This window comes from Micromonospora sp. RB23 (genome assembly GCF_053585025.1).
The window spans coordinates 3,756,630-3,780,689 of record NZ_CM132111.1 but is presented as its reverse complement, the minus strand read 5'-3'; the positions used below and the strand labels follow the sequence as shown (position 1 = coordinate 3,780,689).

20 protein-coding genes are annotated in these 24,060 nt (G+C 73.8%); 14 read left to right on the top strand and 6 right to left on the bottom strand.

Features of this window, described 5'->3' with window-relative positions; translation table 11 throughout:
- The first annotated feature begins 15 nt into the window (after positions 1-15).
- The 14 genes from ACTFTM_RS17490 (at position 16) to ACTFTM_RS17425 (ending at position 16,490) form a co-directional block, all read left to right on the top strand.
- Complete coding sequence (locus tag ACTFTM_RS17490) at positions 16-1,185, top strand: hypothetical protein (RefSeq protein ID WP_449561534.1); 1,170 nt, start codon at positions 16-18, stop codon at positions 1,183-1,185.
- Between the two features lie 16 nt (positions 1,186-1,201).
- On the top strand, positions 1,202-1,630 hold the full coding sequence (locus tag ACTFTM_RS17485; protein ID WP_355051244.1) for a hypothetical protein: 429 nt from the start codon (positions 1,202-1,204) through the stop codon (positions 1,628-1,630).
- Positions 1,631-1,658: 28 nt separating this feature from the next.
- A complete protein-coding gene (locus ACTFTM_RS17480; RefSeq protein WP_422740494.1) occupies positions 1,659-1,913 on the top strand; it encodes a hypothetical protein in 255 nt (84 codons plus the stop codon).
- A gap of 2 nt (positions 1,914-1,915) precedes the next feature.
- Positions 1,916-5,137 (top strand): hypothetical protein, encoded by a 3,222-nt coding sequence (locus ACTFTM_RS17475; RefSeq protein ID WP_449561533.1) that lies wholly within the window; start codon positions 1,916-1,918, stop codon positions 5,135-5,137.
- Positions 5,134-6,612 (top strand): hypothetical protein, encoded by a 1,479-nt coding sequence (locus ACTFTM_RS17470; RefSeq protein ID WP_449561532.1) that lies wholly within the window; start codon positions 5,134-5,136, stop codon positions 6,610-6,612. Before ACTFTM_RS17475 ends, ACTFTM_RS17470 begins: the two co-directional genes overlap by 4 nt.
- A 2-nt stretch (positions 6,613-6,614) precedes the next feature.
- Positions 6,615-7,115, top strand: a complete 501-nt coding sequence (locus ACTFTM_RS17465) for a hypothetical protein (RefSeq protein WP_053659787.1) — start codon at positions 6,615-6,617, stop codon at positions 7,113-7,115.
- Positions 7,115-7,762: a hypothetical protein gene (locus ACTFTM_RS17460; protein WP_449561531.1), complete on the top strand. Its 648-nt coding sequence runs from the start codon at positions 7,115-7,117 to the stop codon at positions 7,760-7,762. Before ACTFTM_RS17465 ends, ACTFTM_RS17460 begins: the two co-directional genes overlap by 1 nt.
- Positions 7,759-9,786 carry a hypothetical protein gene (locus ACTFTM_RS17455; RefSeq protein WP_449561530.1) on the top strand — a complete coding sequence of 676 codons (2,028 nt, stop codon included), beginning with the start codon at positions 7,759-7,761 and terminating at the stop codon, positions 9,784-9,786. Before ACTFTM_RS17460 ends, ACTFTM_RS17455 begins: the two co-directional genes overlap by 4 nt.
- A gap of 10 nt (positions 9,787-9,796) precedes the next feature.
- Positions 9,797-10,120: a hypothetical protein gene (locus ACTFTM_RS17450; RefSeq protein WP_449561529.1), complete on the top strand. Its 324-nt coding sequence runs from the start codon at positions 9,797-9,799 to the stop codon at positions 10,118-10,120.
- 1 nt (position 10,121) lies between these two features.
- Positions 10,122-10,625 (top strand): hypothetical protein, encoded by a 504-nt coding sequence (locus tag ACTFTM_RS17445; RefSeq protein WP_449561528.1) that lies wholly within the window; start codon positions 10,122-10,124, stop codon positions 10,623-10,625.
- Positions 10,618-12,054, top strand: coding sequence for a baseplate J/gp47 family protein (locus ACTFTM_RS17440; RefSeq protein ID WP_449561527.1), 1,437 nt, complete (start codon positions 10,618-10,620; stop codon positions 12,052-12,054). Before ACTFTM_RS17445 ends, ACTFTM_RS17440 begins: the two co-directional genes overlap by 8 nt.
- A gap of 11 nt (positions 12,055-12,065) precedes the next feature.
- The gene (locus ACTFTM_RS17435; protein WP_449561526.1) at positions 12,066-14,411 is read left to right on the top strand and encodes a hypothetical protein; all 2,346 of its coding nucleotides are present in this window, start codon (positions 12,066-12,068) and stop codon (positions 14,409-14,411) included.
- 13 nt (positions 14,412-14,424) lie between these two features.
- Positions 14,425-15,552 (top strand): hypothetical protein, encoded by a 1,128-nt coding sequence (locus ACTFTM_RS17430; protein ID WP_449561525.1) that lies wholly within the window; start codon positions 14,425-14,427, stop codon positions 15,550-15,552.
- Positions 15,553-15,689: 137 nt separating this feature from the next.
- Positions 15,690-16,490 carry an AfsR/SARP family transcriptional regulator gene (locus ACTFTM_RS17425; RefSeq protein WP_449561524.1) on the top strand — a complete coding sequence of 267 codons (801 nt, stop codon included), beginning with the start codon at positions 15,690-15,692 and terminating at the stop codon, positions 16,488-16,490.
- Here ACTFTM_RS17425 and ACTFTM_RS17420 read toward each other — a convergent pair.
- The 6 genes from ACTFTM_RS17420 to ACTFTM_RS17395 all read right to left on the bottom strand — a co-directional run bounded on the left by ACTFTM_RS17420 (position 16,456) and on the right by ACTFTM_RS17395 (position 24,048).
- Entirely contained in the window at positions 16,456-17,181 is a 726-nt protein-coding gene (locus ACTFTM_RS17420; RefSeq protein ID WP_449561523.1) for an HD domain-containing protein, read from the bottom strand. The genes ACTFTM_RS17425 and ACTFTM_RS17420 overlap by 35 nt on opposite strands.
- 68 nt (positions 17,182-17,249) lie before the next feature.
- Positions 17,250-18,428 (bottom strand): Gfo/Idh/MocA family protein, encoded by a 1,179-nt coding sequence (locus ACTFTM_RS17415; protein WP_449561522.1) that lies wholly within the window; start codon positions 18,426-18,428, stop codon positions 17,250-17,252.
- 52 nt (positions 18,429-18,480) lie between these two features.
- Positions 18,481-19,974, bottom strand: coding sequence for a mannitol dehydrogenase family protein (locus ACTFTM_RS17410; RefSeq protein ID WP_449561521.1), 1,494 nt, complete (start codon positions 19,972-19,974; stop codon positions 18,481-18,483).
- Positions 19,965-21,269 carry an enolase C-terminal domain-like protein gene (locus ACTFTM_RS17405; protein ID WP_449561520.1) on the bottom strand — a complete coding sequence of 435 codons (1,305 nt, stop codon included), beginning with the start codon at positions 21,267-21,269 and terminating at the stop codon, positions 19,965-19,967. The genes ACTFTM_RS17410 and ACTFTM_RS17405 overlap by 10 nt, the downstream gene beginning before the upstream one ends.
- Positions 21,266-22,699, bottom strand: a complete 1,434-nt coding sequence (gene uxaC / locus ACTFTM_RS17400; protein ID WP_449561519.1) for a glucuronate isomerase — start codon at positions 22,697-22,699, stop codon at positions 21,266-21,268. The genes ACTFTM_RS17405 and uxaC overlap by 4 nt, the downstream gene beginning before the upstream one ends.
- A 20-nt stretch (positions 22,700-22,719) precedes the next feature.
- Entirely contained in the window at positions 22,720-24,048 is a 1,329-nt protein-coding gene (locus ACTFTM_RS17395; RefSeq protein WP_449561518.1) for a Gfo/Idh/MocA family protein, read from the bottom strand.
- Between the last annotated feature and the right edge of the window lie 12 nt (positions 24,049-24,060).

Below are 24,060 nucleotides of genomic sequence, written 5' to 3'. Positions count from 1 at the left end.
CGTCCGGGAGGACCCGTGGCACCGACAGCAGCATTCCCGTTCATCGAGGTCCGGATCGTGCCGCCACCGGCGCCGCTGGCCCAGCGCTCGCCGGGCGTCATCGCCGTGGTGGGCAAGGCGCCGTCCACGGCCGACGGTGGCTCCGCCCCGGCGAACACGCCGGTCCGGATCGAGACCCTGGACGACGCGGTCACGAACTTCGCCCGCCGGCAGGCCGGCAACGTCGTCCGCAACGCCCTCTACAACTCGCTGGAACTGGCGTTCCTTCAGGATCCGCGCCCGGCCAAGGTGTACGGGGTCAAGGTCGCCGGCGACGACTACGCCGCCGCGCTCGGCGGTCTGGAGGCCGCCGACGACGTGACGATGGTGTCGCTGGCCAACGAGTCGACGGTCGGCAACCCGGCCGGCGCCGGAGCGCCCACCGGGCTGCACGCGCTCAAGGCGCACGTCGAAACGATGTCGGCCGCCGGCCAACGGCGGATCGGCTTCGCCATGGTCAACCCGGCCACCGACAAGAGCCCCAGCTACGTCGCCGACATCACCACAGCGGCGAACCCGCTCAAGAGCAGCACCAGCCGGATGGTGATGATCGCCGCCCGGGGCGCGGACGGCGACGCGGCCACCGCCGCGATGGCCGCTGTGGCCGGGCTTCCGGTGCACCACAGCATCGTGCTGAAGAAGATCCGCGGCGTGACCATCCCGGTCGCCAAGCAGTACAGCCCGGCCGAGATCAAGGGCCTCTCCGAGGCCAACCTCACGCCGGTCATCGACCCGACGCTGATCACCGGCGAGAGCCTGCACTTCGCCGACGGGCGGCTGTTCACCTCCGACGCGAGCCTGCTGCACGTCGACCTGGTCCGCACCCTCGATGCGATCGAGTTCATGCTCCGCGCCGGACTCATCGGCCTGGTCGGCGACGCCCGCATCACCAAGCCGGGCATGACCCTGCTCAAGACCCAGGTGGACGGCATCCTCGGCCCGCTCAAGCGACAGGCCGTGATCGACGACTACCGCATCGAGATCCCGGTGCTGGACATCCTCACCATCCCCGAGGCCGCCCGTACCGCCACCGACACGTCGATCGTCACCGCCGCCCGGGCCGACCGCACCGTCGACCTCGTCGTCACCGTCACGTACGGCCCGGCCGTGAGCCGCCTGCTGGTCACGCTCGTGGCCAAGTTCTGACCGGAGGAACCAGACCATGGAGTGGAAGACCCGCCTCGCGGTGCAGTACACCAAGGGCACCGAGACGGTGTTGATCAGCCCGATCGACTCGTTCAGCCCGTCCTTCTCGCTCAACGTGGAGGCGTTGCACTCGTGCGAGGTGACCCACATGGGCGCCATCCACGCGCCCGTGTCGATGAACTTCACGATGACCGTCAAGGCGATCGGGGACGTCGCCGGCCGGCTCACCAAGCTGGCCCTGGACGGCGAGCTGTTCGACATCGCGCTGCTGGAGCACACCGGCGACGACTGGGCGTTCTCGTCCTTCGTGTTGCAGGACTGCCTCATCACCAGCGCCACACCGACCACCGCCACCATCTCCGGCGCTCCGGCGGCGACGTTCAGCGGCTTCAGCCTGGCGGCCTCGGTCGACCCGAAGACCGGCGACCCGTCGGTTCTGCCGTAACCCCACCAGGATCAACCGGAGGTAGCAGATGGCGACCGGAGCTGGCCGCGCCGCCCGGGTCACCCGTACCGGGCTGGCCCTGGTGCACGCGGGTGAGCTGGTGTTGCCGGCAGCCGGCAGCGAGGCCGAGGCCGAGCAGGTGGCCGAGGACGATCGCGCCGTCATCGCGTACCACTTCCCGGTGGAGATCGAGGTGGTCGCCGCCGGTGGCGCGTTCGACGCGGACGCGGTCGCGGACCTCGCGTTGGCCCGGCTCGCCGAGCACCTGGACGGGCGGTTCTGACGGTGGCCATCTCGGTGCACGTGCCGGTGCGGATCCGGCTGGACGCCCGGTCGGTGACCGAGCGGCCGGAGGCCGTGACCGACGCGCTCGCCGCCGCCCTGGCCCGCGCGCTGGAACGCTCCCGCCAGGAGGTGGTCGCGCCGCACGGCGGCTACCTGGAGGTACGCGCCGACGCGCCGGAGTTCCGCTGGACCGGCGCGGCCCGGGAGCGGGTGTCCCCGGACGAGCGGCGTGCCTTCGAGGCCCGGCTGCGCCAGCGCGTCGGGGAGGTGGTCGACGCCGCGCGGCTCGACCCGGGCCTGCCGCCCGGGGTGCCCCTGCCGCTGAGCGAACCGGCCACCGAGCTGTTCGACCCGCAGCGGATGCGCCACCTGCTCGCCGTGTACCGGGTGCCGTCCTACGACGCCGGTGGGGACGCCGCCGAGGTGCCGGTGGACGGCCCCGAGCCGCCGCAGGTGAGCTACCAGTGGCTGCTGCGCCCGGCCGCCTACCTGGCCGGTCACTTCGCCGAGCTGGCCCGCGAGGCGGTACGCCAGCACGGCGGCCTCCCGTCGGGCACCCCGCAGGGGATCATCGCCCGGGTCATCGGCGTGGACGGCCGCCCGGTCTGGGCGATCATGGTGACCACCACTCCACTGTCGGTGCTCACCTTCGAGCAGTTCGGCGAGACGGTGTTCCGGGCCACCCCGCAGCCCCACTTCGAGGTCGAGGCGCGGGTGCCCAGCCCGCAGCCGGGGACGGTGCAACGCCGGCCGGTCGCCGACCGCAACGCCCTCGTCGCCATGGTGGACGAGGAGCTGAGCGGCGACATCCGGCGGCGGCTGCGGATCGCCTCGCCGCGCGGCGAGACCACGAGCGTCGAGGAGTACCAGGCGCAGATCGAGCGGGCCGTCGCCGCCGAGGTGGCCCGGCGGGTCGACGCGATCCTCGGCTCGACGGGCGGGGCCACGCCGACAAGCCTGGTGGTGGTCGACATCGGCGGCGTCTCCCTGCTGCTGGTCGGCACCGAGGAGACCGACGCCACGCTGCACTTCACCGGCACGGCCAACCTGTTGCCGATCAGCGTCGAGCAGCATCCGGCGACCCCACCGGATCCGAACGCGCCGCCCGGCGGCGGCATCGGCGACGGCAGCGGCGCGGGCGCGGGTAACGGGTCCGGCAGCGGAGCGGGCGGCACCGGACCGGGTGGCGGCGGTCCCGGCGGCACCGGAGCGGGCGGCCTCGGCACGGGTGCCGGTCCCGGCGGCGGGGCCGGCGGCGCCGGTGACGGCGGAACGGCGGCCCGGCGGGGCGGTTTCGTCTTCGACCCGAGCAGCCCCAGCGCGCCGCCCGGCACCGAGGGACGGCGGTTCCCCTCCGTCGGCGCCGGGCACTCCACGATGCCCGCCTGCGCGTCCTTCAACGGGGAACCGGAGCTGGCGGCGCTCGGCCCGGACGGCGACGAGCTGCGCCGGCTCATGGACGACATCGCGTTCCGGTTGCAGATGGGCGAGCCGTGTCGTTATCCGGCGAACTTCTGCCTCCAGGCCGCCGCCGTGCTGCGCGGCCGGGCCGCCGCGATCAGCCTGCTCGTCGGCTCGGCCGAGCGCGAGGCGTTCACCCGGCCCGTGCCCGAGGGCAGCGGGCGACTCGGCCCGCTGGACTTCCGTCCGGTCGCCTCGCCGGCCGTGCAGTTCCTGCGCCACCTGGCCGGCGTCGTGCCCCGGCTCGACCACCTCGCCCAACTCGTCATGCGCCGCTACCGCCAGCCCGAGCACTTCGCGCGGATCCAGGGCGGCTGGATCGACACGTCCGCCTCCTGGAACCTGCACTTCGCGCAGGCGCTCAGCCCGGCCGTGCAGGCGGCGGTGGGTGAGCTGTTCGTCGTCGGCAGCCAGGCCATGCTGGTGCAGCTCCTGCTCAGCTCCCGGACCGGTATCGAGGCGCGGATCGCCCGCTTCGACCAGTACGCGCCGATCTTCGAGCGGTTGATCGTCTCCCAGCTCACCGACTACGCCGAGTTGCAGGGGCTGCGCGAGCGGCTGCGCCGCCACGAGGCCGCCCGGTGGACGCAGGCGCACACCGACCTCGGCGGCGGCACCGTCGCCACGCTGAGCACGCTGAACCCGTCCACCGCCTGGTACGGGGCCGCCCGCGCCATCTCCAGCGCGTTCCTCGCCACCGAGGCGGCGCTGACCAGCCCGGGCGCGGCCGGCGAGATCGTCGAACGCGACGGCGTCACCCGCATCCGCGACTCGCACGCGGTGCTCTGGACCCTCGCCGAGATCGAACAGGCGCTGGTTCTCCAGCGCGGCGAGGCCGAGGGCGTCGACCCGCTGGTCAAGCAGATCAGCGACCTGCCCGACGTGCTGGCCCGCTTCGCCGGCAACCGGTCGGCGATCCGCGACGAGCTGTGGCGGGTGTTGCAGGACATGCGACGCCACAACACCGAGATGCTCGGCCGCGCCCGCACCGACGCGCGCTTCGCTTTCCGGTCCAGCCGGATCAGCGAACACATCCCGTCGGCCACCATCCCCGGCGGACGCTTCGCGTTGCAGGGCATCCACCTCGTCACCCACCAGCAGCTCGGCGAGTTCTTCGGGGGCAACCTCTACTACGCCACCGGCGTCGACAGTCTGTTCAGCACCGAGCTGGGCCGGGAGGCGTTGAGCGCGTTCGCCGTCATGGTCGGCATCATCGCGCTGTCACTGCTCTGCCCGCCGCTGGGCTTCGTGGTCGGGGTCGCCGTCGCCGCCGTCGACGTGGTCCACGCCCACCAGCGCGAACGCCTCTACGGCTCCATGCTGGACCCGGAGCTGGTGCTCACCCGCACCGAGGTCGAGGTCGAGCTGTTCGCCGCGTACCTCGGGTTGGCGATGTCGCTCATCCCGGAGGCCGGCACCATCGGCGGCGCGGCCGTGCGCGGCGGCCGGGTCGCGCTGCGCTTCGGCGTCCGCGCGGGCCTGCGTGCCGCCCGGGGGTACGTGGTACGCCGCGTCACCCGGCAGATCGTCGAGGCCGCGTCCCGCGACCTGCTCCAGGGGTTCCTCACCGAGATCCTGCTCAACGAGGTTCTCGAACGCGTCGTGCAGAAGCTGATGGAGCCGATCCTCGCGTACGTGGAGCGCGAGGCGATGCTCAGCGGCGCGGTCGGCGGCCCGGAGGGCGCCCGGTTCATCCTCATGGTGCTCGACACCGAGCACACCGCCGCGTCCGGCCCGCGCGTGCCGGTGGTGCGGCCGTGACCGGGCCCCGCCGGTTCCGCGCCGGCCGCTTCCTCGACGCCGCCGCCGTGCACGCCGCCGCCGACGCGAACCCGAGGCTGCGCCGCTTCATGCGGACCATCGCCGAGCACAGCGAGGCCGGCGAGGTGCGCTCCCGGCGGCTGCTGGAACACCTCATCCGCCGGATCGTCGACGACGTCGGCGACCTGCACCTGGGCAACGCGCTCAACCGGCTGGAGCGCATCGCCGTGCTCCGGGAGAACATCGCCGCGATCCTCGACCACGTGTTGGAGGGCGGCACCCTGCCCGAGGGGGTGCGGGTGGCGACCCTCGGCGAGTACTTCGACCAGCTCAGCACCGAGATGCGCGAGCTGAGCCGACCGCGCGAGGGCATCGTCGGCGACGCGCCGTTGCGGCTGGCCGACGACGCCGGCGCGTACGCCGACTCGCTGCTGCGGGAGTTCGAGGGCGGCGGTGGCGCGGCCGGGCGGCACGCCGAGCCGGCCGCGGTCGTCGGTGACGCGTTCCGGGCCATGCCGGCGGATCGCCAGGCGGCGCTGCGTCGGGCCGCCGAGCTGGAACCGGCCGCGCTGTGGCGCGCGGTCGCCGCCGAGAGCGAGGCCGGCAAGCGGACCGCCGTCGCCGACCTCCAGGCCCGCCTCGGCGGCCGGCTCACCCCCGACGAGCTGGCCCGGCTGCGCACCGCCGTCGACGATCTGGGCCGGGCCCGCTCGCGTGGGCTCCAGATGAGCGACGCCCGGCTCGCCGAGGCCCTCGCCCGCATCGGCGATCCGGACCTGCGCGCGGTGGTGGCCAGCGGCGACGTGTGGCTCACCCAGCAGCTCGCCGTGCACAACCCGGAGGCCCTGGCCACGCTGTGGCAGCGCTTCCGTCAGCGCGAGGGACGCGCCGACGACGGCCCCGGCTTCCGCGCCTACCTCCGACACGACATGGTCACCTACGGCCGGGGCGTCCTCGGCGAGTACAGCGCCGCGTTCTCGCTGAGCAGCATCGAGCTGTTCCTCAAGGGACCGGACGCCAACGTCAAGGTCGCCGGCACCGACCTCGTCGGCATCGGCCACGACGGCTGGGTCTGGTTGATCGACGACAAGTCCCACCGGGCCGCCAGCGTCTCCGGGGTCAGCGCCCTCACCGACAACCTCGTGGTCAACCTGCGGCGCGACGCCGCCGACTTCCGCGACGCCATCGCCCGCCTCCAGCGCGACGACCCCGGGTTCACCCCCGACCCGCGCATCCTCGACGCGATCTCCCGGATGGAGGACGCCGCCGCCGAGATAGACCGGATCAACCGGCGCGGCTCCGCGTCCACCCGGCCCGCGCGGATCAGCGCGGCGTTGCAGGAGCGCCGGTTGCGGCTGCGCGTCACCAGCGCCGCGGGCGAGGTCCGCGAGATCACCCAGGCCCTGCGCGACCTGGGCCTCGCCGTCGAACCGACCGGCACGCCGGTGCCGCTGCCACCCACCGGAGGGCGCTGAGCATGGCCATCACCAGCAGCTTCATGCGGTACGGCACGGTGCCGTCGGCGATCATCAGCGACGGGGTGCTGCCGATCCCACTGTGGGCGGTCACCGCCATCTCCCTGGCGCAGACGTACCACCTGCCGCCGATCGGCTCCACCGCCCACAAGGCCATCGTGGCCACCCACGACGACACCATCACGCTCACCGGCGTTCTGGTCGGCGCGGAACGCTACGCCTGGAAGTTCGCCCTGGAGACGATGGCCGAGGCGAGCAAACGCGGCACCGCCCTCGCGGCGTACTCCGGGGGGAAGTTCGGCGGGCTGATCCTGGTCACCTCCATGACCATCCGCACCGACATGCAGGTGCAGTCGCTGACCTTCAACGCCTCGGCCGCCCGCCGCGACGTCCTGGACACCACCATCACCCTCGTCCACGTGCCGCGTCCCAGCCTGCTCGGCAAGCTGCTCGACGTGGCCAGCATCGGAGTCGGCGCGCTCGCCGACGGGTTGGGCAACTGATGCCACCGTTCCCGATCGACCGCTACCTGCTGCCGGAGACACCGATCGGGGTGCCCGACGGGTTCAGCGAGGTGCGGCAGAGCCTCACCGCCGGCCTCCCGCACCGCGTCGAGCTGGGCGCGGGCGTACACGCGGTGCTGATCCTGCCCACCGGCCTGGCCCGACAGTGGCTGGCCACCGACCCGCTCGCGGTGGTCAGCAGCTCCGCCGACGACCTCGCGCCCCGGCCCGCGCCGCCGGCCACGCCCCGGCCACCGGCGCTCGTCGGTCGGGTGCCGCTGCGTCTCGTCGTCCGCCAGGGCACCCGCATCCTCGGCTCGGTGCCGCTCGCCACCGGCCTGCGCCGCGTCTGCCCCGACGCGGGCACACCGACCGCCGCCGGTGTCACTCCGGTCGCCGTCGAAGTGCTGGTGCTGGCCTGGCTGCTGCACGCCGGAACGGTCCGCGGCTCCGGCGACTACGGCTCCCACCTGACGGTGGCCTGGCGGCGCACCGACCACGCGGTGGACCAGTTCGGGCCGCCACCGATCAACGAGTTCGTCTGGCGTCGCCGGCCACCCGCACAGCGCGTCGAGTCCGACCTCGGCCCCGGCAGGCTGCGCTACCGCTACCTGCTCGACAAGAAGATGCGGAGGGTGCTGCGATGACGCTCACGCCGTTCCAGATCGGACAGGTACGCCAGGGCGCCGTCGGCAACGACGCCGGCTGGACCATCACCTTCCACCGGGAGACCCCGACCGGCATCAGCCCGGACGCCGCGCTCACCCTGTCCAGCGCCGACTACTACGCGGCCATCGACGCCGCGCTGCCCGACGGGCTGGGCCCCGGCGCGTACACGGTCACCGTGCAGGGGCTCATCGACGAGCACTTCGCCGCGCTGCGCACCGCTGAGGGGCAACCGCCGCTGGTGGCGAAGCTGCACCTGTACTGGCGCGACGCCAACACCTCCGTCGGCGCGTTCTTCACCAACCTGGTCGGCGTCAACGCCGGCCCGACCCCGGCTGAGCTGACCCAGGCGCTGGTCGCCGTCCTGCGGGTGACGAAGGTGCGCCGGCTCACCGGCGAGCGGACGTACGACACCGAGCTGACCCTCGTCGAGCAGGCGTACGCCCGGCTCGGGCAGCGGGTCGCCGAACGCTTCGAGGCGGCCACGTTCACCGCGGCGATCCGGGCCATCGGCGAGCGGACCCGGGTCGACGTGACCGGATGGGGCGCCAACCCGGACGGCACGATGACCGCCGGGGCGACCCAGGCGGCCGGCGACGAACGGGTCGCCTTCGGGGCGGGGCTGCTCTACCGGGCCGCCCTGGAACGCCTCGGTGGCGCGTTGCAGCAGTCCCTCAACGCGTACGGGCGGGGGATGCTGCTGATCCGCGACGGCACCGTGCACGTCGGCAAGCGGCCCATCCCGTACCCGGAGGGGGAGCCGAAGCCGCTGACCCTCGCCACCGGCCTGCTGGCCTGCACCGAGAACGGCACCCAGGACACTGACCCGTACGCGGCCACCGAGACCGGCGGCGCCGCCGCGCCACGCCGCCGGGCGTGGACGCTGACGCTCAAGGGCCGCCCCGACCTCAAGCCGGGGGATGTGGTCCGCTTCGACCCGCCCGCCACCGACGAGGCCACCACCTTGGGCAGTGTCGGCGCGGCGCTGCTCGGCTCGTTCGCCGCCCCGTTCGCCCCGTCGACCGGGGAACTGGGCGCGGGCGCGAAGCTGCTCTACCTCAGCGCCGCCCGGCACACCCTGTCGCGTACCGCCGGGTTCGTCACGGTGGTGCAGGGCGTCGAGGTCGCCTCCGGCGCGAGTGCGTGGGACACCTGGAGCGACGCGTCAGGTGTGGGGACCGCCGAGCCGGCCGGTCCCGCGTCGTCGCCGGGGGTGGCGGCCGCCGAGGCGGTGCGTCGGGCCGCCCGGGCGGCCCGGGGTGAGACGCGCGGCCTGGAGATCGGCGAGGTACGCGCGGTCGCCACCAACGCCGGCGGCGCGGTCGAGCCGCCCGCACAGACCGAGACGGTGTGGGAGGGCCTCGTTCGCCCGGACGGCCGCCCCAACGCCGCCCGCCGCCTACCGGTACGCCGGCAGCAGCCCGCGCCCCTGCCCGGGGTGACCTACCTGACCCCGTTCGCCTGGGGCGGCTGCGGGCTGATCCTGCCCCGCTACCCGGGCACCCGGGTGGCCCTGGCGTACCGCAACGGCGCTCCGGACGACCCGGTGGAGGTCGGTGCGCTCTGGCCCAGCGGGCACGCCCCGGTCTCCGAGCCGGGGGACTGGTGGCTGTCCCTGCCGGTCGGGGTGGCCAGCAGCAGCCGCTCGTCCATCGACGACACGGTGACCCCCGCCGACCACGACGGCAAGGTGGCGCACGACCTCACCGACGGCGACGGCAACCGGGTCATCGAGCTGGGCGAGTTGACCGTCCGGGTGGGCCGGGCCCAGCTCAAGGGGCGCGGCCAGCGCCCGGCACGCGCCGACGAGGCCGACAGCATCACCATCGAGCACGCCGCCGGCGGGTCCTCGATCGTCATGAAGCAGGACGGCTCGATCACCATCACCGCCACCCAGATCGACCTGGACGCCGGCAACGGCGCGGTGAACATCAGCGGCGGCACGGTCAGCATCGCCGCCGACGACGTCGACGTCCAGGTCAGCAACGCGATGAACGTCCACTGAGGAGAGCGACATGGCATTCGTGCTCACCACGTCGAGCGACGTGCACTGCCCCAACCAGGGGAAGGTCTCTCCGACCGGGCAGGGCAAGCTGACCGTCGACCACAAGCCGGTGGTCCGCCTCGACGGCATCAACGGCAGGTCGGTGGCCGGCTGCACCATCACCACCAGCAACTCCACCAAGCAGTGCAGCACGGTGACGTCCGCGACCGGGGCGGCCGGCAAGCTCAGGGTCGGCAGCGTCGCCGTGGCGTTGGACTCGCTCAGCGGCGCCACCGACGGCTCCAGCCCCGGCCTCGCCGCAAGCGCCGGCCAGAGCAAGCTGAAGGCGGCCTGAGGTGGATCGCACCGAGCGGGAACGGCAGGCCGCCCAGCGCCGCTACCTCGGCTGGGGCCTCGCCTTCGAAACGACCATGCCCGGCGTCGACCTGGCCCGGGACATCGTCTTCGACGACGGCCCGAACGGCCGCACGCTGGCGCTGGTGGAGGGCACCGGCAACGTGGCGCAGAGCCTCGCGGTGGCGCTGACCACGCTGCGCGGCTCGAACGTCTTCGACGCGACGTTCGGCTTCGACGGGCTCAACGCCCTCGCCGAGCAGATCGAGCCGAACCTCATCCGCGAACAGGTCCGCATCGGCATCATCACCCTGCTCGACCGCGATCCGCGCGTCCGCAAGATCGTCGACGTGAACCTCGACGACGGTCGGCTCGGCGCGGGACGCGCCGACGACGCGTCCGCCGCCGCGCTGCGCGCCTCGCGCACCCTCCAGGTCCAGGTCCAGTTCGAAACCATCACCGACGACCGGCTCTCGGTGCGCCTCGGGGAGCTGCCCAGTGTCTGACCCGACCCTCCCGGCCGAGCTGGCCGACGTGCTCGCCGTCGACGCCGCCGCGCTGCGGGCCACCGGCTCGACGGGTTTCGGCATCGTCGAGACCGGCTTCGTGCCCAAGTCCTTCGCCCGGCTGCTCGCCGAGAAGCTGGCCACCGCCCGCCTGCTGTTCGGCGAGGACGTCGACCTGACCAGCGGCGCGGTGCTGCGCAAGGTCCTCGAACTCGCCGCCCTGGAGGACGCCCGGATGTGGGCGGCGCTCGGCGCGGTCTACGACAACTCCTTCGTGGTGTCCGCGACCGCCGACGCGCTGACCCGCCTCGGCGAGGAACTCGGCATCGCCCGGCCGTACCTGCAAGCCCGGGGGACGGTGAAGCTCAAGCTCAAGGCCGCCCTGCCGACCGGCCACACCCAACTCACGCTGCCCCGGGGCGCCCGGCTGTCCACCCCCGGGGGACACGACGTGGCCCTGGACGAGACGGTGGTGCTCTCCGCCGCCGTCGGCGAGCGCGAACCGGCCGTCGCCGCCTTCTATCCCGGCCCGGCGCACAACCTCGACCCCACCCAGCCGCAGCAGAAGATCGACCGCTGGAACCGCGCCGACACCCTGCTGGCCGACCTGGACGACGCCGAGCAGGCCGCCGGCAAGGAGCTGGTCGAGATCACCCACACCGTCGCGCTCACCGGCGGCGAGCAGCAGGTCTCCGACGCCCGCTACCGGCAACTGCTGCTGGCCGCGCCCCGGTCCATCTGGACGGCCGAGGCGATCGGCCTGGCCGTCGCCACCGTGCCCGGCGTACGGCAGGTGCAGGTCTTCGACGGCCGGGGCGGACTGGACCTCAACCAGTCCATCTTCGGCAACTTCAGCTTCATCGAGCGGGTGTTCAGCACCGAACGCGACCTGGGCAACCCGTACTACGTCACGGTGCTCGTCGCGCCGACCGCCGCCGCCATCTGGGACGGGCCGGACGGGCTGCACGCCGCCGTCGAGTCGGTGATCGAGGATCTGCGCCCGGTGGGCATCTTCGCCTCGGTGGACCGCGCCGACGAGGTCGGCATCGGCGTCGAGGCCGACCTCGTGATCCGGGGTCTGCCGCTGCCCACCGGCTCGAAGGAGACGGTGAACGCCTCCACGGCCGCGACCGAGCTGCGCGCCCGACTGCACGCCCGGCTGCGCCGCTACGTCGACGAGTTGCCCTTCGGCGAGCCGGTCCGCGCCGCCGAGGTGATCTGGACGATCATGAACGAGCCGGGCGTAGCCGACGTGCGCAACCTGCGACTGGTCCGCTTCCCGGCCGACTCGGCGGTGGTGGTGACCGGCAGCGCGCCCACCGGCGACGGGGTGCAGCGCCTGCCGGTCGGCGACAACGCGGTGCTCGCCGCGAACCAGGTGCCCGTCTACGTCGACCGGGACGACCCCCGGCCGTTCCGGATCGTGTGAGCGGGGGCGCGATGACCGACATCCGGGTACCCGTGGACGGCGTCGACCCGTCCGTCGAACGCAACCTCGTCGACCAGCTGGAGGGCCCGTACCCGGGGACCGTCCGGCGGGTCGTGGTGCCGCTCGCCGAGTCCGGCGCCGCCGCCGTGGACTGGACGAGTCGGCATCCGCTGCTCACCGTCGTGCTGCGCCGCGACCTGGCCGAGGAGACCGTGCGGGTGACGGTCACCGTCGACCCGGGCGGCGCGGGGCAGCGGGTGCTGCCACCGGCGGTCTTCGCGCCCTGGTCCGCCGAGGGCGCGTCGGTGCCCGCGTACGTGCCGGACACCGCCGACGAGCCGCTGGTCGCGCCGTTCACCGTGGCCGTGTCGGCGGAGCGGGCGGTCGAGGGGGCCGCCGCCGCGGCGGTCACCGGTGCGGCGCTTCCGGCGCTGGTGCAGATGGCCGTGGTCGAGGGCAATCTGGGCCGGTTGCTCTACCTGGTGTCGTACGAGAAGCACCGGCTGCGCCGCGCGGCGCGGGAGGTGCACGCGTACCGGACCCTAGCCCACGCCCGACGCGACGCCCTGGACCGGATCGGCGCGGACGTCGGGGTGGCCCGCTTCGTCGACGAGCTGGTGCACGAGCCGACCAACGGCGAGGTGTACGCCCGACGGCTGGCGCCGCCGGCCCGCGAGCCGGACGCGGCGTACGCCCACCGGCTGGGGCTGTACCGGCGGTTCCTGCTGCCCACCCCGGGCGCGGTACGCCGCCTGCTCAACGGCCCCGGCGCGGACACCGACCCGAACACGGGCCTCTTCGCCGACCTGCCCGGCGGCGCACGCTTCACGCTGCGCGAGGACGACGACCAGTTCGCGGTGGCGGTCCGGCTGGTGGCCGTCGGCGACCCGCAGCACCGCGCCAACTTCCTCGCCCAACTACGCCGCGACCGCCTCGTCCTGCCCGCCAACACCCCGCCGAACAACACCGTCCACGCCGGCCGGGCGCTGCCGGCCAGCCGGCTCGCCCAGGTCACGGCCCTGCGGGCGAGCCTGCGTCAGTCGTACGCCTTCGACAGCGCGCACGGCATCGCGCCCCCGCTGGCCGCCGCCCTGGACCGTGCGGGACGTGTCTGCCGGGCGCTCGGCTCGACGATCGTGTGGCAGGTCAGCAGGGCCCAGGACGACGCCGGTGGCAGCCGCTACGAGCTGGGTCTCGGGGTCGACGTGAGCTGGCCGACCCCGGCGCAGGCCACCGACCTGCGCAACCGGGTGCTGGACACCGGTCGGACGGTGACCGCGGACCGGACCGCCGAAGCGCTGATCGTCGCCGCCCGCGCCGCCGGCGTGCCCACCGTCTCGGCCGACGGCGAGCTGTCCTGGCTGTGGCGGGTGTGCGGGCTGCCGACCACCCACCGGGTCAGCACCACCGTGATGTACCTGTCACACCTGCCCACCCGGGGGCTGGCGGTGACCGCGCCGCTGACCGCCCCGGTGGGCGTCGACGCGCCGGTCGAGGCGCAGTTCCACGCCCCGGGCGATCCGGGTGGCAACGCCCTGCTGCTGGCCGGGTTGAGCGCGGCCCGGACGGCCTGGGTGGCCGCCGGGGAGCCGGCGTGGAACCCGTTGACCGACGCGGTGGCCCGGACCCGGTGGGCGGCCGTGCCGACCCGACCGGCCGGTCAGCCCGTCGACGCGGTCCTCGCCGCCGCCGGCCTGCCCGCCGTGCGCGACCCGGCGCCCGTGGTGGCCGCGCTGAACCGCCTCCCCGACGAGCTGGTGGAGACCATCGAACTGCCGGCGGCGCTGGCGTCCGCGCTGGTCGCCGGGCAGCCGGCCGCCGCCGACCGGCTCGCCCGGCTGGTGGGGCTGCTGCGCGACGAGCACCTCGCCGCCGTGCTGCCGCTCGTCGAGACGGGCAACCGGGTGCTGCTGGTGTGCAGCGTCATCGGCCTGCCGCAGGCCGGGCTGAACCTGAGCGAGCGCCGGGCCACCGGGTTCCGCTGGTACACGGTGGGACTCGGCGGCGGCACGGCGGAGATCAAGGCGGTCGGCGCGCGGACCGCGCTCCGCCCCACCCACGCCGGGCTGGTCGCCGTGGTGGCGCTGTCCTACGTGCGGACCGGCCGGACCGACCCGTACGAGTTCCGGGTCGAGCTGCCCGCCGGGGTGACGTTGACCCTGGAGCAGTACGAGCGGCTGATGAACGCCCTGACGAGGGTCTGCCCGCTCGGCGTGGAGATCAACACGTTCGGCATCCGGCGTGACCACGTCGACCTCGACGACGACGGGACCGCCGAGCCGCTGCGCCCGGCCGTGGCCCGGACCTTCCGCACCTTCCAGCAGCGCCGGCACCGCGGCGTGTACGACCAGCTCTGAGAGGGACACCACGATGGCGAACGAGATCAACTACGACGGGGTGACCGTCACTGAGCTGTACGAGGCGTTCACCCGCAACGGCATTCCGGCGTCGGACGCCAGCGTGCTGGTCTCCTCCTGGATCTACGAGAACGTCGGCACCGCGAAGCGGGTGTTCAGCTACGCCGAGCAGTTCCCGGCCGTCGAGCCGGGCTGCGCCCCACCACCGTTCGCCCGTACGTTCGCGCACACCGACTGGGTGGACGGCGAGGATGTCGTACAGGCCGGCCAGACACCGGGGGAGCAGGGCTTCAACGAGCGGTTCCACCGCATCGAGCACGACCTGGACCACCTCGGCGCCGACCTGGCCAAGGCGTTCACCTGCATGGCGGCGATGCGGGTGAGCCTGCGCCGGCTGCTCGACGAGATCCGCGCCGAGATCAACCGGCTGCACTCGACGGTGCACGAGAACACGATCGTCCCCGGCCCGTACACCTTCGAGCAGATCCCCAACTACATCGGCGCGTTGGACTTCGGCAAGTACATGGGCACCACGATGTTCATGGACAAGAAGGTCAGCATCTGGCAGACCAAGGCCGGCACGATCGTGCTGCCCGCCGTGGAGACCCTCGGCGTGGACGTGGTGGTCGGCCCGAAGGTGCGCGGCGCCGCCCAGGTCGCCCGCTACGCCGTCGAGCACGGTGACGTGCGGCAGCGCTTCCCGCGCGAGGTGAAGGTGGCCGAGTTCGTCCGCTTCTTCGGCGAGGACGAGGTGGCCGACGGCCGGACGATCCGCGACGTGCTCAAGGTGCTGCCGGCCGACAGTAGCTACCCGAGCCTGGACGCCATGATCGCCGAGGTCAGCGAGCGCGAGGCCGTGATCGTCCGGACCACCGTCGGGGCGCAGTCGGCGGTCTCCGCGGCCCTCGGCGTCGACGCGGGGCTGGAGAACGTCGCGGACGCCGACATCGCGATGCTCGCCGGGGTGCCGACCAAGGCACGCGCCGCGCTGGCCCGCGCCGGGATCAGCACGCTGGGCAAGCTCGCCGAGGCGCCGGCCGAGCGGGTGCTCGGCATCATGAAGGAGGCCGGGGTACGCGCCGAGGCCGGCGACGCCGCCGAGTGGACCGGGTACGCCCAGACGCTGAGCAAGCTGCGCTGAACGGCCGGCGACGACTCCGGCGAACGGTTGATCCGCGCCGTTCGCCGGGTCGGTGTGACGACACTGTGCTGGCGTACCGACCCTCCACACCCGAGCGTGGGACTCCCACGGAGCGATCGGGTACGAAGGGCGCACGGATGGCAGTTCACGAGGTGTCACAGGACCTCCGCTCCGGGGCGCAGGAGACTGAGGCGGCGCGACCAACGCGCTACGCGCTGCGGCTGCTCGGGGGGTTCGCGCTGGAACGCGACGGCCGGTCCGTCGCGGTGCCGCAGGGTGCCCGCCGATTGCTCGCCTACCTCGGCGTACGCCAGCGGTGCGCCCGCTGGGAGGCCGCCGGCACCCTCTGGCCCGGCTCCCACGAGGAGCGGGCTCGCGCGAACCTGCGCACCATGCTCTGGCGGTTGCACCGGGCCACCCCCGAGCCCCTGGTCGAGGAGGACGACCGACTGGCCCTGGCCGCCGGCGTGACCAGTGACGTGGCCACCCTCGGCGCGGCCGCCGCGGCCCTGTTGACGGGCGGCGTGCCGGCCGGCGTGGGTGTCGGGGTGCCCGCGCTGGCGACCGGGGAGCTGCTGCCCGGCTGGTACGACGACTGGGTGCTGATCGAGCGGGAGCGACTGCGTCAGACCCAGCTGCACGCGCTGGAGGCCCTCGCCGAACGGCTCACCGCCCAGGGACGCCTCAGCGAGGCGGTGCAGGTGGCGTTGACGGCCGTGCACCTGGAGCCGCTGCGGGAGAGCGCCACCCGCGTGCTGATCGGTGTGCACCTGGCCGAGCGCAACCTCAACGAGGCCGTACGGCGGTTCGAGCTGTTCCGCGCCGACCTGGGCCGGGAGCTGGGCATCGCCCCGACACGCTGGCTGGAGCAGCTCGTCCGCGCCGGCCTGACCGGCGGAGGTGTCAGTTCGGGGCCGGTTGGTCGAGGATGGCGCTGAAGCGCTCCTCGGCGAGGTCGAGCTGACCGAAGATGTGCCGCTTCACCGCGGGCGACAGCGGTGTGTCCGGCCGGCTGATCAGGTCGCGGAAGAGCGGCACCAGCGGCCGGTACTTGCGGGCCGACGAGACGACCTTCGGCCCGATCGTGTGGATGACCCCCACGCCGTTGTCGGTGAAGTCCGACACCTTGATCACCCGTGCCCACGGCTCGCGTTCCAGGCTGACCGCGAGGTGCTCGCGGTACTGCTCGTTGCGGTCCCGGTGCGGGTCGTACACCGGGTTGGTGACGGCCGCGACGAGCGTGGCGACGCGCGGCCCGAACCGCGCGGACAGCGTCCGCAACGCGGCCGGGGTCGGATCGGGCCCGCAGTCGCCACCGGCCAGCTCCGACGGGTGGTCCTCGACCGCGTCGTGCAGCAGGCCGGCGACGATCACGTCCACGTCCCGCACCTGGTAGTGGTGCATCAACCGGATCGCCACGCGCAACAGGTGGTTCAGGTACGGCTCACGAACGCGCCGGTCGTCGCGGTGCAGCTCGGCGGCGAGATCGAGCGCGGCGGTCAACCGCGCCCGGTCGGTGTCGTCGAACTGCTGGACCTCCAGGCGGAAGCGCTCCAGCAGGCCCGGTTCGCCGTGGATCTCGGTGATCGCGTGCATCGGCATGCTGCCCAGGTGCGGCGGGAAGTCCATGCGTCACTTATAGCCGATCTTCTCCACATCGATGGGCCCCTGCGTCGCTGACACGACTGGGCCGGTCTCTATCCCGTCACGTCGGCGCGGTACGCGGGCACCGCCCACGGCACGCCCAGCTCGCTCGGCAGCGCCCCCCGTGCGGCGCAGCGGCGCAGCACCTCGACCACGCCGCGCAGGTGGCCCACCCGTTCGTCGCCGTCGCCCACCACGTCGACGAGGTCGCCGTCGAGCAGTCGGGGCTCGGGTGCGGACCGCAGCGCGTCCAGCAGCGCGGTGAACGGCGCGGTACGGGCCAGCGGCGCGATCAGCGGAACCCCGGGCGGGTCGATCCGGTGGGCGAGCAGGTTCTCCAGCAGGCCCTGTCGACCGGGGACGTGCCGGGGTGCCGCGTCACCGGGCAGGCGCAGCCGGTCGGTCGGGTATTCCAGTACGGCCTGCCCGGTCGTACCGGTCACCGTCACCTCGCCGGCCACGAACTGCGCGGCGGCCAACGTGACCGCCGCCAGCACGGGTGGACCGGCACGGAACCGGACGCGCAGCACCGCCGTGTCCTCCACCTCGATCGGTCGTACCCGGTAGCGCTCCACCTCGATCGCGACCGGCGACGGTGGCGCCCCGCCCAGCGCCTCGGCGACGGCCAGGCACTCCATCACCGCGTGCGCGAACGGGTTGGCCAACGCGCCGTCCAACACGGGCCGACCGTCGACCGTGCGGCGGCCGGCCCACGGGGTGCGCGCGTAGTAGGCGTCCGGACGCTGCCAGGCCGCGACGGTCGCGATGGCGCTGACCGTCCCGAGGCGGCCGGCGGCCAGGGCGTCGGTCAGCGCGGTCAGCGCCGCCGAGCCGAGCGCCTGGAAACCGACCTGGGCCACCCGACCGGCCGCCGCGAGCGCGTCGGTCAGCTCGTGGTGCTCGGCCAGCGACAGCACCGGCGGCTTCTCCAGCAGCAGGTCCGCGCCGGCCGCCACGGCGTCGCGGGCGATCGGCAGGTGGGTGTGCGGCGGAGTGCAGATGACCACCACCTCCGGCCGGGTGGCGGCGAGCATCGCCCGGTGGTCGGTGAACACCCCGACGCCGGGTGGGACCGGCGCCTCCCGCTCGTCGCGTACCGGTCCGACGTCGACCAGGGCGACGAGCCGCAGCCGGCCGTCGGCGTGCAGCGGAGCGATCACCCGCCGGTGCCAGTGTCCGTGCCCGTTCGCCCCGATCAGCGCCACCGTCGCCGGCGGCAGCCACCCGTTCACGGCAGGCCCGCCAACGCCGCCACCGAGACCGTCGACGTGCCGCCGGCCGGGCTCACCGGACGCCGGCCAGCGTCGCCTCGACGCCGTGCCGCCCGAGCGCGGTGAGCCAGGCGATCACCTGGGCGCGTACCTCGTCGTCGTCGGCGACCTCGGCCGGGATGACCTCGCGCAGCGCGAAGACGGCGTCCACCGCGCCGGCCGGGCTCTGCGCGCCGGCGTCCAGGGCGGCCCGGATCGGCCCGGCGAGGGGATCCTGCATCGGCAACGGGCGGCCGTCGTCGGCGTACCCCAGCGCGAAGCGCAACCAGGACGCCACGACCAGCGCGCCCCAGCGCGCGGACCGTCCGGACGCGCGCAGGTCGGCGATGGTGTGCAGGATGCGCTGCGGCAGCTTCTGCGAGCCGTCGATCGCGACCTGGAGGGTGCGGTGCCGGATCGCCGGGTTGGCGAACCGGGCGAGGACCTGCTCGCCGTAGTCGACGACCCGCACCCCGTCCGGCGGTCTGAAGCTGGCCGCAACGTCCTCGGCGATCAGCCGGCGCAGCACGTCGGTCAGGTGCGGGATCTCCAGGGCGTCGGCGATGGTCTCCCGCCCGGCCAGCGCGCCGAGGTACGCCACGGCCGAGTGCACGCCGTTGAGGGCGCGCAGCTTCAACCGCTCCCACGGCCCGGCGTCGTCGGTCAGCACCGCCCCGGCGTGCTCCCAGCCCGGCCGACCACCGGGGAAGTCGTCCTCGATGACCCACTGCGCGTACGGCTCGGCGGCCACCGCGGCCAGGTCGGTGACGCCGAGCGCCCGGCGGGCCGCGTCGATGGTCTCCGGGGTGCTGGCCGGCACGATCCGGTCCACCATGGTCCCCGGGCACGTCACGTTGGCGGCCACCCAGTCGACCAGCCCGGCCGGAACTCCGGCGGCCCGCTCGATGCCCTGGTCGACCAGCCCCCGCAGCCGTCGGCCGTTGGCCGGCAGGTTGTCGCAGCTGACGAGGGCGACCGGTCCGGCGTCGGCGGCGGCGCGGGCGGCCAGTCCGTGCAGCAGCAGACCCGGCACGGTCGTCGGGGGTCGACCGCCGGCGAGGTCCGCGGCGAGCGCGGAGTCCGGCGACAACCGGCCGGTCACCGGGTCGAGTTGGTACGCCTTCTCGGTGACGGTGAGCGTCACGACGCGGACCGCCGGGTCGGCGAGCAACGCCACCACGGCGTCCGGGTCGCTCGGCGCGTGCCGTACGCCACTGAGCGCGCCCACCACCCGGGTGGTGGCGTCGGCGGCCGAGAGGGCGCTCACGCTGAACAGGTTGTCCTGGGCGGCGAGCGCGTCGACCACGGCGGCGCTGCGCGGCGCGACGGCCACGATGCCCCAGTCGCCGCCGGCCGCGCCGACCGCCGCCTCGGTGTAGACCGCCTGGTGCGCGCGGTGGAAGGCCCCCAACCCGAGGTGTACGACGCCCGTCGGCACGGTGCCCGGACGCACGAGGGGACGGGAGTCGACGGGCAGGTGGCGCAGGACGCCCAGGCCGAGGCGGGACGCGCCGACGGTCACCGCCATGCCGGACCGTCCGGGAACCGGAACTCGGCGGTCGACGCCGGTCTCATGGTGGCGCTGTAACCGGGTCGGTCCGGTAGCAGGTAGCGGCCACCGCGGGTGCGTACCGGGTCGACGAAGTGTTCGTGCAGGTGGTCGACGTACTCGATCATCCGGCCGTCGAGGCTCGCGCCCACCCGCAGGTAGTCGAAGATCGCCAGGTGTTGGACGTACTCGCAGAGGCCGACGCCCCCGGCGTGCGGGCAGACCGGCACCCCGAACTTCGCCGCGAGCAGCAGCTCGGCCAGGACCTCGTCGACGCCGCCGACCCGGCACGCGTCGACCTGCATCACGCCGATCGCCTCGGCCTGGAGCAACTGCTTGAAGATCACCCGGTTGGCGGCGACCTCGCCGGTGGCCACCCGGCACCGGCCGCCGGTCAGCTCGGTCACCGCCCGCGCGATCCGGGCGTGGCCGAGGATGTCGTCGGCATGTGTCGGCTCCTCGATCCAGTACGGGTCCACCTCGGCGAGGGCGGTCATCGCGGTTATCGCCTCGTCGACGTCCCAGACCTGGTTGGCGTCCATCATCAGCAGCGCGTCCGGGCCGATCTCGGCGCGGATGATCCGGGCCCGGCGCAGGTCGTCGGCGAGCGGGCCACCGACCTTCATCTTCATGGCCCGCCAGCCGTCGTCGTACGCCTGCCGGGTCAGCGCCCGTACCTTCTCGTCCGGGTAGCCGAGCCATCCGACCGAGGTGGTGTACGAGGGAAAACCGTCCCGTTCCAGCGTCGCCAGGCGGTCGGCCAGGCCGTCGCGTCCCTTGTCGAGGATCGCGGCCGCCTCGTCGGGCGTCAGCGCGTCGGTGATGTGGTGGAAGTCGACGCTGGCGACGAGGTCGTCGGTGGGCAGCTCCGCGAGGAACCGCCACATCGGCTTGCCGGCGAGGGTGGCCCGCAGGTCCCACACCGCGTTGACCAGCGCGCCGGTCGCCATGTGGATGACGCCCTTCTCCGGGCCCAGCCAGCGCAACTGCGCGTCGGCGCTGAGCGAGCGCCAGAACGCCACCGGCTCGGCGGCGATCTCCTCGACCGTACGACCCTCGACGTGGTGGGCCAGCGCTCGCACCGCCGCGCAGGTGATCTCGTTGCCCCGCCCGTTGGTGAAGGTGAACCCCGCGCCCACCGGTCCGGCGTCGGTGCCCAGCTCGACGTATGTCGCCGAGTAGTCGCCCCGGTTGATCGCGTCGGAGCCGTCGCCCCGGGCGGCGGTCGGGAACCGCACGTCGTGCACCTCGACAGAGGTGATGGTGGTGGTCACTGGGCCCGCCTCTCGAATCTGAAGACCCGCTTGGGCAGCCGGTACGCCAGGTCGACGATCGTCTCGGCGGCCTCGTCCATCGCCAGCCGGTCCTCGGCGACCAGCCGGGCCAGGAAGCCGGCGTCGACCCGGCGGGCCACGTCGTGGCGTACCGGGATGGAGCAGAACGCCCGGGTGTCGTCGACGAACCCGGTGGTGTTGTAGAAGCCGGCGCTCTCGGTGACCGTCTCCCGGAACCGCCGCAGCGCCTCGGGGGAGTCCAGGAACCACCAGGGCGCCCCGAGCAGCAGCGCGGCGTACCCGCCGGCCAGGGGCGCCAGCTCGCGGGTGAAGGTGTCCTCGTCGAGGGTGTAGAGCACCACCGTCAGCCGGGGGTCGTTGCCGTAGCGGGACAGCAGCGGGGCGAGCGCGTGCACGTACTCGGTGGCCTGCGGCACGTCGCCGCCGACATCCCGGCCGTGCCGCTCGTACAGCCAGCGGTTGTGGTTGCGGACCGCGCCGGGATGCAGCTGCATCACCAGGCCGTCGTCGAGGGACATGCGGGCGAACTCCATGAGCATGTGCGCCCGGAACGCCTCGGCGTCGGCGGCGTCCGCCGCGCCGCCCAGCCCACGGTCGTACAGCCGCGCGGCCTCCGCCGGCGTCAGGTCCAGGGTGCGCGCGGTGGGATGCCCGTGGTCCGACGAGGTCGCCCCGGCGGCGACGAACGCCGCCCGGCGGGCCCGCAGCGCGGCCAGATAACCGGGGTACGTGCCGGTGTCCTCCCCGGTCAGCGCGCCGAGCCGCGCCACGTTCGCCGACCAGCCGTCGAACTCCATGTCCACCACGTCGTCGGGCCGGAACGTGGTGACCACCCGGCCGCCCGGCCCACCCCACCCGTCGGCGGCGAGCTTGGCGTGCGACGCGAGGTCGTCGAGCGGCGACTCGGTGGTGGCGAGGACCTCGATCCCGAAGCGCTCGAACAGCGCCCGGGGCCGGAACTCCGGCTCGGCGAGCCGCGCGGCGATCTCGTCGTAGAGGGCGTCGGCGGTGTCGGGACGCAGCGGGGTGTGCGCTCCGAAGACCGTGCGGAAGGTCTGTTCCAGCCACAGCCGCGACGGGGTGCCCCGGAACAGGTGCCAGTGCGCGGCGAAGCGCCGCCAGATCACCCGCCCGTCGGCCTCCACCGGTCCGCCGTCGCGGGTGGGCACCCCCAGGTCCGCCGGGGGTACGCCCTGACTGAGCAGCATCCTCGTCAGGTAGTGGTCGGGCACGATGAGCAGCCGTGCCGGGTCGGGGAAGGGTCGGTCCTCGGCGAGCAGGGCCGGGTCGACGTGCCCGTGCGGCGAGATGATCGGTTGCCGCGCCGCGAGGGCGTACAGCTCCCGGGCCAGCGCGCGCTGACCCGGCTCGGCCGGCAGGAGCAGGTCGGTGTGGTCGGACGTCGGCACGGGGCTCCTCGTTCTGCTTCTCAGCGGGTGGTGAGCAGGTCGGCGACGCGCACGGGCCGTCCGGTCTCCAGGGACCGGTTGGCGGCCAGGCCGGTGAGCAGGGCCGCCGCGCCGTCCTCGGCCGTCGCGGCGCGGTCCAGCGGATCGGGCTGGCCGCCCAGGAGCACCGCCGTCATCCGGGCGTCCGCGCCGCCGTGCCCGTGTCGGGTACGACCCTCGACAGGGATCCGCCGGGGCGGTGCCCAGAACGGGCGCACGGTGAGCGTCGCGCCGCCCCCCTCGGCGGGCGCCTCGACGCCGTGCAGGGCCGCGCCCTTGACCGCGCCGGCGGTGCCCCGGTCCACGTAGTCGTTCTCGGTCACCTCCAGTTCGAGGCGTCCCCGGCTGCCGTTGACCATCACCCGGTAGCCCTCCCAGGGGGCGTACGCGGTGAGGTGGTAGGTCATCGTCGCGCCGGTGGAGTAGCGGACGAGCACCGCCATGTCGTCCTCGATGCTGACGCCGGGGGCGAAGACGTTGCGGTCGCGTTGGTAGCCGTCCTCGGCCTCGGCGTCGAGGTACAGCTCACGCAGCCGGGGATGCGCGTCGAGCCGCAGCGCGAACGGGTCGTCGACGGCGGCCGGGTCGCCGTACGCCCGGTCGTAGTCGCGGGCGTAGCCGTGCCGGCGGCCGTCCTCGCCGTAGAAGAAGAGCCGGCCGGCCGCGTACACCTCGACCGGTGTGGCGGCCAGCCACCAGTTGACCAGGTCGAAGTGGTGGCTGGCCTTGTGTACCAGGAGTCCGCCGGAGGTGGCCTTGTCGCGGTGCCAGCGGCGAAAGTAGTCGGCGCCGTGGCGCACGTCGAGCAGCCACTCGAAGTGCACCGAGCCGATCTCGCCGACCGCGCCCTCGGCGAGCAGCCGGCGGACCTGCTCGTGCAGCGGGTTGTAGCGGTAGTTGAAGGCGACGGTGACGCCGCCGCCGGTCTCGGTCACCGCGTCCAGGATGCGCCGGCAGCGGGGGACGTCCACGGTCATCGGCTTCTCGGTGACGACGTCCCGGCCGGCGCGCAGCGCGGCCACCACGTACTCGTCGTGGGTGACGTCCACGCTGGTCACGAGGACGACGTCGACCCGTTCCGCCTCCAGCATGGAGGCGAACCCGCCGGCGGGGTACGTGGGCACCGGCCGGTGTCCCAGCTCGCCCAGCCAACGGTTGTGCGCGTCCATCCGGGTCTGGTTGACGTCGGCGAAGGCCACCAGCTCGGTGGAGTCGGCGTGGTCGAGCACCAGGGCCCGGACGAACATCTCCGCCCGCGCGCCGGTGCCCACGACGGCGTAACGGACGCGCCCGCCGGATCTCGGTGACATGCCATCGCCCTC